At 66.1% G+C, this 11,106-nt stretch carries 15 protein-coding genes; 9 read left to right on the top strand and 6 right to left on the bottom strand.

What is annotated here, in order from left to right:
* Positions 1-79 precede the first annotated feature (79 nt).
* A complete protein-coding gene (locus ACSC1S_RS20425) occupies positions 80-715 on the top strand; it encodes a helix-turn-helix domain-containing protein (RefSeq protein WP_435365932.1) in 636 nt (211 codons plus the stop codon).
* 23 nt (positions 716-738) lie between these two features.
* Here the strand turns inward: ACSC1S_RS20425 and ACSC1S_RS20420 are convergent, their stop codons facing one another.
* Complete coding sequence (locus ACSC1S_RS20420; protein WP_435365931.1) at positions 739-960, bottom strand: hypothetical protein; 222 nt, start codon at positions 958-960, stop codon at positions 739-741.
* A 127-nt stretch (positions 961-1,087) separates the two neighbouring features.
* Here ACSC1S_RS20420 and ACSC1S_RS20415 point away from each other — a divergent pair, with 127 nt between their 5' ends.
* On the top strand, positions 1,088-1,234 hold the full coding sequence (locus tag ACSC1S_RS20415; protein WP_435365930.1) for a DUF7560 family zinc ribbon protein: 147 nt from the start codon (positions 1,088-1,090) through the stop codon (positions 1,232-1,234).
* A 26-nt stretch (positions 1,235-1,260) separates the two neighbouring features.
* Here ACSC1S_RS20415 and ACSC1S_RS20410 read toward each other — a convergent pair whose 3' ends face one another.
* On the bottom strand, positions 1,261-2,274 hold the full coding sequence (locus ACSC1S_RS20410; RefSeq protein ID WP_435365929.1) for a DHH family phosphoesterase: 1,014 nt from the start codon (positions 2,272-2,274) through the stop codon (positions 1,261-1,263).
* A gap of 85 nt (positions 2,275-2,359) precedes the next feature.
* On the opposite strand from ACSC1S_RS20410, the gene ACSC1S_RS20405 reads away from it, so the two are divergent.
* The 4 genes from ACSC1S_RS20405 (at position 2,360) to ACSC1S_RS20390 (ending at position 5,485) form a co-directional block, all read left to right on the top strand.
* On the top strand, positions 2,360-2,872 hold the full coding sequence (locus ACSC1S_RS20405) for a hypothetical protein (RefSeq protein WP_435365928.1): 513 nt from the start codon (positions 2,360-2,362) through the stop codon (positions 2,870-2,872).
* Between the two features lie 47 nt (positions 2,873-2,919).
* Positions 2,920-3,633, top strand: a complete 714-nt coding sequence (locus ACSC1S_RS20400) for a ribulose-1,5-bisphosphate 5-phosphatase (RefSeq protein ID WP_435365927.1) — start codon at positions 2,920-2,922, stop codon at positions 3,631-3,633.
* Entirely contained in the window at positions 3,630-4,259 is a 630-nt protein-coding gene (locus ACSC1S_RS20395; RefSeq protein ID WP_435320444.1) for a ribulose-1-phosphate aldolase, read from the top strand. Before ACSC1S_RS20400 ends, ACSC1S_RS20395 begins: the two co-directional genes overlap by 4 nt.
* A 305-nt stretch (positions 4,260-4,564) precedes the next feature.
* Positions 4,565-5,485 (top strand): sodium:calcium antiporter, encoded by a 921-nt coding sequence (locus ACSC1S_RS20390; RefSeq protein WP_435365926.1) that lies wholly within the window; start codon positions 4,565-4,567, stop codon positions 5,483-5,485.
* Positions 5,486-5,519: 34 nt separating this feature from the next.
* Here the strand turns inward: ACSC1S_RS20390 and ACSC1S_RS20385 are convergent, their stop codons facing one another.
* Positions 5,520-6,266: an endonuclease/exonuclease/phosphatase family protein gene (locus tag ACSC1S_RS20385; RefSeq protein WP_435365925.1), complete on the bottom strand. Its 747-nt coding sequence runs from the start codon at positions 6,264-6,266 to the stop codon at positions 5,520-5,522.
* Between the two features lie 57 nt (positions 6,267-6,323).
* Positions 6,324-6,740, bottom strand: a complete 417-nt coding sequence (locus ACSC1S_RS20380; RefSeq protein ID WP_435320441.1) for a Rieske (2Fe-2S) protein — start codon at positions 6,738-6,740, stop codon at positions 6,324-6,326.
* Positions 6,741-6,842: 102 nt separating this feature from the next.
* Here ACSC1S_RS20380 and budC point away from each other — a divergent pair, with 102 nt between their 5' ends.
* Complete coding sequence (gene budC / locus ACSC1S_RS20375; RefSeq protein WP_435365924.1) at positions 6,843-7,574, top strand: meso-2,3-butanediol dehydrogenase; 732 nt, start codon at positions 6,843-6,845, stop codon at positions 7,572-7,574.
* A 19-nt stretch (positions 7,575-7,593) separates the two neighbouring features.
* Here budC and ACSC1S_RS20370 read toward each other — a convergent pair whose 3' ends face one another.
* A complete protein-coding gene (locus ACSC1S_RS20370; protein WP_435365923.1) occupies positions 7,594-8,652 on the bottom strand; it encodes a M23 family metallopeptidase in 1,059 nt (352 codons plus the stop codon).
* A gap of 146 nt (positions 8,653-8,798) precedes the next feature.
* Here ACSC1S_RS20370 and ACSC1S_RS20365 point away from each other — a divergent pair, with 146 nt between their 5' ends.
* Positions 8,799-9,683 carry a DUF7351 domain-containing protein gene (locus ACSC1S_RS20365; protein ID WP_435365922.1) on the top strand — a complete coding sequence of 295 codons (885 nt, stop codon included), beginning with the start codon at positions 8,799-8,801 and terminating at the stop codon, positions 9,681-9,683.
* Here the strand turns inward: ACSC1S_RS20365 and ACSC1S_RS20360 are convergent.
* The gene (locus tag ACSC1S_RS20360; protein ID WP_435365921.1) at positions 9,652-10,521 is read right to left on the bottom strand and encodes a universal stress protein; all 870 of its coding nucleotides are present in this window, start codon (positions 10,519-10,521) and stop codon (positions 9,652-9,654) included. The two genes, ACSC1S_RS20365 and ACSC1S_RS20360, sit on opposite strands and share 32 nt — an antisense overlap.
* Positions 10,522-10,692: 171 nt before the next feature.
* Between ACSC1S_RS20360 and ACSC1S_RS20355 the strand changes: the two genes are divergently transcribed.
* The gene (locus tag ACSC1S_RS20355; protein ID WP_435365920.1) at positions 10,693-10,884 is read left to right on the top strand and encodes a hypothetical protein; all 192 of its coding nucleotides are present in this window, start codon (positions 10,693-10,695) and stop codon (positions 10,882-10,884) included.
* Positions 10,885-11,106 lie beyond the last annotated feature (222 nt).

Genomic DNA, 11,106 nt, shown 5'->3' with positions numbered 1-11,106 from the left:
GAGGGGGTTTAAGTGCTAAATCCGGCCGAACATGTTCGGGAAAAGGAACAACAGACGAGCACGGGAAATATCAGGTGTTATGGCGAGTGGTATCCGCGCGGAGGTATCGATACGCGAACCCTCCGTATGCAGGGTCGCGGCGGTCTCTGCAGACTACGCGCCGGTCGAGACCGTCACTCGCAGTGGCCATCCGGGCGACGGCAAGGTCGTCGGCGAGTTCTCGATAGGCGAGGAACTCGACGGTGAGGATGACCTCGAGGAGGTCTACAGCACGGGGTCGGACCACGTCTACCGGTTCACGCGCGACTGTGGCTGTGGCTGCGTCTGCGAGCACGTCGAACGCCACGGGTGTCCCGTCCGCGACCTACGGGCCGAAGGCGGCGTCATCTACCTCACCTTCTACGTCTCGGACGTAGAGTCGCTCCGGGCGGTCATCACGGACCTCCGCGACGAGTTCGACGGCGTGGCGGTCCGCCGGCTCACGCGGTCACAGCCCTGCGAGGACGCGGACGACCTCGTCTTCGTCGACCGACAGTCGCTGACCGACCGCCAGCGCGAGGTGCTGGAGACCGCCCACCAGCAGGGCTACTTCGCGCATCCCCGGGACGCCAACGCGACCGAGGTCGCGGATCGCCTCGACATCACGCGCTCGACGTTCGCGGAACACCTCGCCGCCGCACAGAGGAAGTTACTCGACGACATCCTCGCCCAGTAGCGGGATTCCGTTCGCGTCCGGTCTCAGCGCACCTCGACCCGGAGGTCCGTGTCGGGGGCGGCCGAGCGAAGGTAGGACATGACTGCGATGGTCCCGACCAGGACGATGGTCGCGAGCGCCGCGATGCCGATACCGAGGTTCACGGTCATGAGGGCGAAGCTGCCCAGGACCAGCGTGAGCGCCAGCCACACCGAGAGGGCGGCCAGCAGCCAGTCGAGGCGACGAAGGAGTCGGTCGTCTATCACGAGGGACGTACGCGATTCCAGGCGATAACCTTTCTCGGCCGGGACGTCACCGCCGACAAAAACCGCCTCCACTCGTTGGGTGTCGTCTCATTGTACTATCTCCCCTTCAGGGAGGCAGGGTCGAACCGTGTCCCGACACTTCGAGTTCGACTGTCCGAACTGTGAGGCGAGAACGGTCGTCGACCGGGAGGTCCGGGAACTCGTCATGCTGGACGGCTGTATCGTCTGTGGTGAACCGATAGACGAACGCGCGTTCGCCAGGGTCGAGAACTGAACGCCCATCAGACGGCGGTCGACAGCTCACTCGCTGTCGTCGTTCCGGTCACTCAGGTGCAACTCGTCGACCAGCCGTTGCGTGACGATGGTCTCGACGATGTCGACGAGGCCGCCGTCGTCGGCGTAGTCGGCGAACAGCCCGAGTGGAATCTGTCCGCCAGCCATCTGCCGGTGCCCACCCGCGCTTCCCACGTCGCCGAAGGCGGCCTTGAGCGCGTCGCCGATGTGGATGCGGGAGTCGGTCGACCGGGCGCTTATCTCGACCACATCGTCGATGAGGCCGAAGATGACCGTGGTGTCGACGCCCTCCATGTCCGAGAGGTAGTCCGCCGCCTGCGGGAGGGCGTCACGCTCCGTGGTCCGGCCCGCGTGCGAGATGAGGACCGAGCCACGGATGATCCGGTTGTCGATCGCGTCGCTGATGGCGTCGATGGTCGCTTCGCTGATGGAGGGGTGGGCGACCTTTCGTAGCAGGTCCATGTCGACCGCCTCTTGCAAGCGCTCGGCGGCGGCAAAGTCGGGTCCGGAGACGCCCCGGAGGAACTCCAGGGTCTCGCGTCGCAATGCGAACATCAGTGCGGTCGCGAGCCGCGTATCGACGTCGATGCCGAGTTCGTCGAGATACTCTACGAAGATGGTCGCGGTCGCCCCGTAGCCTTCCCGTCGGTCGATGAAGTCCGCGACGACGTTCTCTGCGGGGTGATGGTCGACGACGACATCGACATCGACCTCCGCGGGAACCCTGTTGTTCTGTCCGGGGACCGAATGGTCGACGAAGGCGATGATATCACCCGCCGTCAGCGACTCCACGGAGAACTGTTCCAGTTCCAGCTCCAGCAGGTTTACGAAGGCACGGTTCTGCTGGTGGGAGATGTCGCCCGCGTACAGGACTGTCACCTCCTCGACGCCCGCGTCGCTGGCGATCTCGTGGAGCGCCATCGCGGACGCGAGGCTGTCGGGGTCGGGGTTGTCGTGACAGACGATGACGAGCGATTCCGCGCCGGCCAACAACTCGTGGAGGTCTTGACCTCGGCCCATACCCCGATTAGGTGCCCGTCGGTCAAGGGTCTGTGGTCGAACCGGACGGACTTTTGATGGATGCCCGCGTAGAGTCGGGTAGTTCGTGTCCGCCCTGCAGTCCCTCTACAACGTCCTCGTCACGCTCGTGCTCGCACCCGGCATCGTCAGCCACGAGTTCGCCCACGTGCAGGCGTGCCGGCTGTTCGGCGTCCGCGTCACCGCGAGTCGCTACCTCAACCCCTTCGCGGAGGACGCCTACGTCGACCACGAGCGCGTCGACTCGTTCGTCGCCGACCTCGGTATCGCGGTCGCGCCGCTCGTCGTGAACACGGTCCTCGGTGCGGCCGCCTTTGTTGTCTTCGGCGCTCTCGCCGGCTCGAGCCTCGCCTACCTGTTCGGCTGGCTCGGGGCTATCTTCGCCCTGACTGCGGTTCCCAGTTCGAGCGATACCGCCTCGCTCTTCCGAACTGCGGGGAACCTGCCGCGAGGCCCGCGAACGGCCGCATACGTCGTGGCCGCGCCGGTTCGGGCGCTGACGGCGATTCCGTTCGCCAGCGGGGTGTACGGCTACCTGCTCGCAGTCGGGCTGTTTTCGTTCGTTTCCTCCCCGGTCTGACGACGGAACGATAGACGAATGTGTCCCCGCCCGAGAAGGAAATGGATATGAGCTATCGATACCGGGCGGTCTTCGTCGACCTCGACGACACGCTCTACCCGTACGAGCCGTGCAACGAGGCCGGCAAGGAGGCCGCGCTGGAGACGGCCCGGGACCTGGGGTACGACTTCGAGCGTGCGGAGTTCAGGGAGTACTACCAGGCGGCCCGAAGCGAGGTGAAACGCGAACTCGCCGGGACCGCCTCGGCCCACGAGCGCTTCCTCTACTTCAAGCGACTCATCGAGATATACACCGGGACCCACAAGTCCCGCCACGCGCTGGAGCTCGGCGAGGCGTACTGGGACACCTACATCCAGGAGATGGAGTTGTTCGACGGCGTCGAGGAGACGCTGGCGAGATTCCACGACGAGGGCGTCAAAGTCGCCGTCGTGAGCAACCTGACGACCCGAATCCAGCTGAAGAAGCTGGAACACCTCGGGCTCGAATCCGCCATCGACCTCGTGGTCACGTCCGAGGAGACCGGGTCCGAGAAGCCCGCCTCGGTGATGTTCACGCTCCCGCTGGCCCAGCTCGACCTGCGCCCGAGCGAGGCCGTCATGGTCGGGGACAGCGTCGAGGCGGACGTCGAGGGCGGGAACGCGGTCGGGCTGTCGACGGTGCTGTTCGAGGGCGGGTCGCAGGCCGAGGCCGACCTGGAAGGTCGCCGTCGGCCGGATTTCCGAACTGCTAACTTCGCAGACCTCACAGAGTTGGTATTATGACACTCGAACAGGAACGCGACGCCGTCGTCCAGTGGGCCCCCGACCTCGCAGACCTCACCCCGGGTCGAACCGGCAACCTGAGCGTCCGGTCGGAGGACGCGTTCGCGGTGACGCCGACCGGCGTCCCGTACGATAGTTTCAACGCCGAGGACGTGCCGGTCGTCGACTTCGAGGGCGAGCAACTCGCCGGGAACATGAAGCCCTCCAGCGAGGTGCCGATGCACCGCTACCTCTATCGCGACATCGACGCGGGTGCCATCGTCCACACTCACTCCACGTGGGCGACGACGATGTCGGTCCTGCACGAACCGCTCCCGCCGGTCCACTACATGATCGTCTCCGTGGGCCACGAGGTGCCGGTGGCGGAGTACGCCCCGTACGGCTCGCAGGAGCTCGCCGAGAACTGTGTCGCGGCCATGGAGGAGGCGGACTCGCAGGCGTGTTTCATCGAGAACCACGGCCTCGTCGTCACGGCCGAGGACCTCCCGACCGCCGTCGAGAACACCGGCCACATCGAGAATCTCTGTCAGGTGTACCTGCAGGCCCGGAACGTGGGTGAACCGACGGAACTGACGACCGCGGAACTGGAGACGGTCGAGGAGAAGTTCGAATCGTACGGCCAGTAGACCAGTCAACCTGCGAGAAGTGCGTCTAGGCTGGTTGGTTTTCCCGGTACCGGCTGGCAGTGTCGGTCTTTCGTAGTAATGCGGTGTAGTTAAATAACGGAACTGTCAATTCATGGATGGTGCGTTCGGGGGTCGTCACCTGAGACAGCGGTCGTTGGGGGAATACGACCGCCCCGGAGCACCCACATCCACCAACCGTTTCCGGAACGAGCCACCCCCCATTGGCTCGTTCCAATGCGTCTCCACCCGACAGTCTCGACTGCCATGGCCGCGTATTATGCCACCTCGAATCGACGGTGAGCACGATGCTCGTGGAACTCGGGCTGTTCGTCGGCGGGCTGGCGCTCCTCATCATCGGGGCGGACCAGACCGTCCGGTCCGCCGGCGAACTCGCACTCTACTACGGCGTCTCGACGTTCTTCGTCGGCGTCACCGTCATCTCCATCGGCACGTCCATCCCGGAGATGACGACCTCCATCTACGCGGCCCTGTACGGCGCGGGCGACCTCGTGGTCGGGAACATCGTCGGTTCCGAGACCGCCCAGATAACCCTCGCCATCGGCATCGTCGCCCTGATCGCTCCCATCGAGGCCGAGCGCCGGAACGTCGCCATCTACGGGGGCGCGATGACGCTCTCGATGATCATCATGCTCCTGACGCTCGAAGACGGTCTGCTCATCCGCTCTGAGGGCTTCCTGATGATGCTCGCGTACGTGTTCTTCATCCACGACCTGTACTCGAACGAGGGCGGCGAGGAGATCACCGAGGAGGTCATCGAGGAGCGCGCGCCGCCCGCGAAGACGCTTCCGCGGATCTTCGCAGGGCTGCTGATGGTCGTGGTCGGGGGCCACCTGATGGTGACGAACGGGATCGAACTGGGTGCCATCCTCGGCGTTCCGACCTACCTTCTCGGGCTGCTGACGGGCCTCGGGACGACACTGCCCGAGATCGCGGTCGCGGGCATCGCGGCGAAAGAGGGTGATGCCGGTATCTCGGTCGGGTCGCTCCTCGGCAGCAACATCACCGACCCAGTGTTCTCGCTCGGCATCGGGGCGCTGTTCGCAGACGTGACGGTGAACAACGTCGCCGCGCTTCGGCTGTCTGGCGCGTACATGCTCGGTGTCTCGCTGTTCGTCCTCGCGCTCTTCTACTGGCGTCGGGGACTCTCCCGGCCAGCGGGCGTGCTCTGTCTCCTGCTGTACTTCCCCTCGTTCGTGCTCCTGTGACCGGGACCCGGGTCGGCGAGCGGGGAACGCGGTCTCAGAACACCAGGTCGGCGACGACCGGCCAGTGGTCGGAGGGATACGGTGCGCGACTGATGACCGTCTCGAACCGGGAGACGGCGAAGTCGTCGCTGGTGAAGATGTAGTCGATACGGTCGTCGGCGTGGCCGTCGAACTGGTGGAAGGTCCCCTGTGGTCCCTCGACCCTCGCCGCGGCCTCCCGGGCGGTCTGGAGACCGCCTCCCGTGAGGTGTGACACCGGGCGGGACTGCGGTGTCGCGTTGAAATCGCCCACGACGAGTTCGGGCCCCTCCCCGGTCAGGAAGGTATCACGAAGCAGTCGAGCGCTCTCGTACCGGGCTTCGATGCCCTCGTGGTCGAAGTGCGTCGCCAGGAACCGGAGCGGTCGCCCGTCGACCTCGGCGTCGAGCCAGGTTGCGACGCGGGGGTACGCCGCGTCCCAGCCGACGCTCACCTCGTCCGGCGTCGGGGACAGCCAGAACGCGCCCGTCTCGAGCGCCTCGACCTTCTCGGGACGGTAGGCGACCGGGACGTGTTCGCCCTCCTCGCCACCCTTCCGGCCGACGCCGAACCACTCGTAGCCCGGGAGCTGGTCCTGCAGGTAGTCGAACTGGTGGGGCGTCGCCTCCTGTACCCCGAACAGGTCCGCGTCGATGTCGCCGAGCAGGTCGACCACCTGTTCGCGCCGATTCGGCCAGGCGTCCGGACCGTCGTAGGGTGTATCGTACCGGCAGTTGAACGTCGCCACGCGGAGTTCCGTCATTCTCTGCTGTTCGCAAGGGCGCTCGCGAGCAAGGGTCTTCCGCCTTCTGTTGGCTGGTCAGAACTGCAGGTGCGACGACGACCCCGGCATCCCGTCGTCACCGTCGTCGATACCGCCGTCGTGGAGGTACTCGCAGTCGTCGTCGGTCAGGTAGACGACGCCGCGGTTGACGCTGATGTCGACCGGCACGAGCGAGAGCCCCTCGGCCTTCCCGTTGTCGCAGTCGCCCGAGCAGGCGTCGAACATGGAGCCGTGCTTCGGACAGATTATCTCGCCGTCGCGCATCGCGGCGCCCATCCCGCGGTCGAGGCGCTGGTCAGTCTCGTGCTGACAGAAGTTCTTCCACGCCTCGATGCAGTCCGGCTGACGGACGAGGATGACCTCCTCTTCGGTGCCGTGGGACTCGCGGACGGTGAACAGGTACGACCCGTTCTCGGGTATCTCGTCGACGGTGGTCAGGCGTGTGAGGGCCATGGGGGAGGGTTTCGGCGGGCAGCTACAAATGCTGTGCGCCTGGCCTGGCGTCGCTCAGGAATCAGGGACGGCGGTATCTCGCCGGAACACGACTCTTCCGACATGACGCTCGAAGGGAAGCGGGCCATCGTGACAGGCGGGACCTCCGGCATCGGTCGCGCCACCGCGACACGGTTCTGCGAGGCGGGCGCGTCGGTCGTGGTCGCCAGCCGCAGCGAGGATGCTGGCCGGCAGGTCGCCGAGGACCTGGGCTGTGAGTTCTTCCAGACCGACGTGCGAGAGTACGACCAGGTGGTCGCGCTCGTCGAATACGCGGTCGAGACCCTGGGCGGGCTGGACGTGCTGGTGAACAACGCCGGCATCGGGAGCGTCACATCGGTCGAGGAGATGGAACTCGAGGAGTGGGACGCGGTCATCGCGACCGACCTCACTGGCGTGATGCACGGGACCAAGGCCGCACTGCCACATCTTCGCGACTCGGGTGGCTGCATCGTCAACGTCGCGTCCATCTACGGGCTTGTCGGCGGGCACGGCGCGGCCTCGTACTCGGCGGCGAAGGGCGGTGTGGTCAACTTCACCCAGCAGGTGGCCATCGATTACGCCCGCGACGGCATCCGGGTGAACAGCGTCTGCCCGGGGTTCGTGGACACCCCGATGACCGACGACCTGCTCGAATCCGAGCGCTTCCAGTCGTTCCTGCAGACCAATACGCCGATGAACCGTGCCGCACAGCCGGAGGAGATCGCCCCGGTCATCGCGTTCCTCGCCTCGGACGACGCCTCGTACGTGACGGGCGCGAACGTCCCGGTCGACGGCGGCTGGACGGCCCACTGAGCCGTCCACACTCCAGTTCTCAGTCGTCGGCGGGCGCGACCGTGTCGCCGGCCCAGAGGTACAGTTCGTCCCGGTCGTCTTCGAGTTGCTCGTAGACCGCGTGCTCGACCCGGCGGTCGTCGTCGCGGTTGACGGCGGTTCCGACAAACCGGGGGACGAGCCCGGCGGCGAACCAGAAGTTCGCGCTGTCCTGGAGCTGGAAGTGCAGGTGCGGCTCGCTCGAGAACCCCGAGTTCCCGCACTCGCCGACGACCTGTCCCCGGGTGACCGCGTCGCCGGGGTCGACGCGGACGCTCTCGTGCTTGAGGTGCGCCACGAGGCTGTACTCCCCGCTTTCGTGTTCGATGACGACGTGGTTGCCGGCGATGTCCCAGGTGCGCCATTCGAGCCACCCCGACCCGGGCTTCGGGTAGTCCCGGAGCGACGCCTTCGTCTTCACCACGGTCCCGTCAGCGGGGGCACGAATCGGCTGACCGAAGGCGTGGTAGTCGGTCAGTTCGTCGCCGTCGCCGTCGTAGGTGTCGCCGTTCTCGTCGGTGACGACGAAGTCGTAGGCGTATCGCTGGGAGACGATTCCCCACGAGTGCGAGGTCGGCTTGGTGATGCCGCCGTTGACGGTCGTCCACTCGCCCGAGAACGGGACGGTCAGCCGGGTCGAGGGCGTGTATCTGGTGCGACTCGGCAGGCGGCCGAGATACCGCACGTAGGCGAGCGCGGTGCCGCCTATCTGGAGAACCTGCGTCAGGATGCCCCACGGGGTGAACCCCCAGCGAAGCTGGGAGACGAGAAACTTGAGCCGGTCCGCGTTCGAAATCTCGTGTTCGTAGCCGTCCGCCTCGGTCGAGACCGTCGCGAGCGGGATAGGGAGGATACCGCCGATGAGGAAGAACACCCAGTCGTGCGGTGCCAGTGGCCCGATTCGCCGCGCTACGAACCCCAACAGGAAGAAGCCGCCCATGACGACGAACATGTTTCGCCCCGCGAGCCACTCCACGACCCGGTGAGGAACGGACTGGAGGGCTTCGACCGGGGCCGGCCGGCCGGACTGTCCGGTGCTGGCCGGTGTCTTCTCGGTCATGATTTCACGGTTCGAGATGGTGGTAAGTAGAGGTTTTGAGAGATGCAGTTCACAAGTCGTGCTAGCAGGCAGCATGGATCGCGACCGGACAACTCGTCGCTGTCCCGACCGGTACGCTGATTTCCCGGTCCGGTGATAGCCCAGCCATGTCGGACGAAGCGGAGACGGTTCCCGAGACCCGGGAGGCGTTCGCCCTCCTCGGCCACGACATCCGGCTCGAGATACTCCTGGCGCTCCTGGACCGGTGGCGCGCCGCCCACACCGAGCCACAGGGCTACGCGGACCTGATGCGTGCGGTCGAGATGCAGGACAGCGGGAAGTTCAACTACCACCTCGGCCGCCTCCGGGGCGTCTACCTGCGGAAGACGGCAGACGGCTACGTCCCGACGGCCAGCGCGACGGCGCTCCACCGGGCGGTGCTGGCCAACCGGCCGACCGAGTCCGTGTCACGACACGAGTTCGACACCAGCGTGGCCTGTCCCGAGTGTGATGGGCCGACGACGCTCACGTACGACCGGGAGTTCTTCTCGCTTCGCTGCCCGTCGTGCGACGAACTCGTCGGTGGCTTCACCTACCCGTTCCCCAAGAACGGGCTCAGGAACCGCACGGACGAGGTGGTGTTCGAGACGGTGTACGACCGCGCCAGGACGCAGGTCGGACTGGCCCGCCGTGGGCAGTGCCCGGACTGCGCCGGGACCACGACCGTCACCGTCGACCCGGCGGCCCTCGACCGGGACGGCGCGTTCCCGGTCGGCATCTCCTGTGAGACGTGTACCTGGGTCGTCGAATCGGGCTTCTACCTGCCGTTGCTCTCGCACGCTCGGGTGGCCGCGGGGCTCTTAGAAATCGGGCTTCCCGTCGAGGAAGCGTATCACTGGGACCTGCCGACACCGACGACGACGGTCGTGCGGACCGACCCGCTGGAACTCGAACTCCGTATCGCGGGCCCGGAGGGGACCGCGACCATCGTCGTCGACGGCACCCTCGCCGTCACGTCGGTCACGACGAGTCGGGGCCACGGACCGAGATGACCGGCACCTCCGCGAGTCGCACCACGCGCTCCGTGACGCTCCCGAGCAGGTAGCGGTCGAGGCCGGTCCGCCCGTGGGTGCCCATGACGATGCAGTCGACGTCGTGCTCGTCGGCGTAGTCGATGATGGCGCGGTAGGGTGGGCCGTGGACGACACTCGTGTGGACCGTCACGCTGCCTCCGGCTTGCACGTGGTTCTGCATCGTCTCTAACGCCTGCTCACCGGCGGCCTCCAGCTCGCCGGTGATGAACCCGGACTCGACGCCGCCGGGCGCGACGGTCGTGTCGACGACGTTGATCGCATGGAGGTCACCCCCGACCGCCTCTGCGAGGTCGGTCGCGTGTTCGGTGGCCCGGATGGCGCATTCGCTGCCGTCGGTCGGGACGAGCAGTCGCTCGAAGCTCGCCCCGTCGGGAACCCTGGTGTCTTCGTGGACGGTGAGCACGGGGACCGATGCGGCACGTATCATCCGCTCCGTGACGCTCCCGAGGACGTACCGGTCGAACCCGGTCCGGCCGTGGGTGCCCATGACGATGCAGTCGACGTCGTGCTCGTCGGCGTATCGACAGAGTACCTCGTGGACCTGGTCCGGTTCGTCGATGATGACGGCGTTCGGCTCGATACCGCCCGCTGTCACCACGTCGCGGGTCGCTGTGAGGACTGCTTCTGCGGCGGCGTCGGCCTCGGCTTCCGACGGTGCGAACACCCGTTCCCGGCGGTCGGGCACGTGTACCACGTCGACGACGGCCCCGAACCGTCGGGCCATGGCGGTCGCACACTCGGCCGCGACTAGCGCGGCATCGCTCCCGTCCGTCGGCACCAGTATCCTCTCGTACATGGGACTTCTACACTCTGTAGGTTGCGAGCAGTGTCAACTCTGTTGCTGACATTCTGTTTTGATGACGTGTCTATATGGGGTGATTTCGCGGTGCCATTTGAATAGGTGTGCTAATCATGCTCACACTTCATGCGTTTCGATAACTGTGGTATAGCCGGAGTTCGAGACACAATGACAGTCAACAAGAGCCCCGATCGCGACCTTGCCGCGCTGTTCGTGGAGGTGACCGGCGAGACGACCGTCGTCGAGCGTCAGGACGAAGACGCCCACGGCGTCGTCGATGGCGACGAAGGTGCAGCCGTCGCCGAGACGATGCGGAACAACGGCCTCGACGACGCGCTCGCAGAGCCGGACGTCGACTGAGTGGCAAATTCACATGTAAGTACTTTGTGGCCGATGGGCCGCCTGTGGGGGGTGCCGAACCGCTGTCCGGGGTGTTCCCGGGCGCTGTTCGCCTATCGGCTCCGTTTCCTGTCAGGCGTGCTGGTCGACTCGCGTCGGCCGCGCCGCGTGGGTGGTTCGTCCCACGCGGCCACAGCGCTCCGGATTCTCACACACCAGTGCATCCGGAGCGTATCGTGCGTC

Origin of the sequence: Haloarchaeobius pelagicus, assembly GCF_051207375.1 — an archaeon.
GTDB lineage: Archaea > Halobacteriota > Halobacteria > Halobacteriales > Natrialbaceae > Haloarchaeobius.
The sequence above is the reverse complement of the archived record's forward strand: the minus strand, read 5'-3'. Positions and strand labels throughout refer to the sequence as shown.

Excerpts from the sequence above, each read along its gene's own strand:
- ACSC1S_RS20380 (WP_435320441.1), bottom strand. The coding sequence starts at position 6,740 with ATGGCCCTCACACGCCTGACCACCGTCGACGAGATACCCGAGAACGGG.
- ACSC1S_RS20395 (WP_435320444.1), top strand. The coding sequence starts at position 3,630 with ATGACACTCGAACAGGAACGCGACGCCGTCGTCCAGTGGGCCCCCGAC.
- budC (WP_435365924.1), top strand. The coding sequence starts at position 6,843 with ATGACGCTCGAAGGGAAGCGGGCCATCGTGACAGGCGGGACCTCCGGC.
- ACSC1S_RS20365 (WP_435365922.1), top strand. The coding sequence starts at position 8,799 with ATGTCGGACGAAGCGGAGACGGTTCCCGAGACCCGGGAGGCGTTCGCC.
- ACSC1S_RS20410 (WP_435365929.1), bottom strand. The coding sequence starts at position 2,274 with ATGGGCCGAGGTCAAGACCTCCACGAGTTGTTGGCCGGCGCGGAATCG.
- ACSC1S_RS20390 (WP_435365926.1), top strand. The coding sequence starts at position 4,565 with ATGCTCGTGGAACTCGGGCTGTTCGTCGGCGGGCTGGCGCTCCTCATC.
- ACSC1S_RS20370 (WP_435365923.1), bottom strand. The coding sequence starts at position 8,652 with ATGACCGAGAAGACACCGGCCAGCACCGGACAGTCCGGCCGGCCGGCC.
- ACSC1S_RS20360 (WP_435365921.1), bottom strand. The coding sequence starts at position 10,521 with ATGTACGAGAGGATACTGGTGCCGACGGACGGGAGCGATGCCGCGCTA.
- ACSC1S_RS20400 (WP_435365927.1), top strand. The coding sequence starts at position 2,920 with ATGAGCTATCGATACCGGGCGGTCTTCGTCGACCTCGACGACACGCTC.
- ACSC1S_RS20425 (WP_435365932.1), top strand. The coding sequence starts at position 80 with ATGGCGAGTGGTATCCGCGCGGAGGTATCGATACGCGAACCCTCCGTA.
- ACSC1S_RS20385 (WP_435365925.1), bottom strand. The coding sequence starts at position 6,266 with ATGACGGAACTCCGCGTGGCGACGTTCAACTGCCGGTACGATACACCC.
- ACSC1S_RS20355 (WP_435365920.1), top strand. The coding sequence starts at position 10,693 with ATGACAGTCAACAAGAGCCCCGATCGCGACCTTGCCGCGCTGTTCGTG.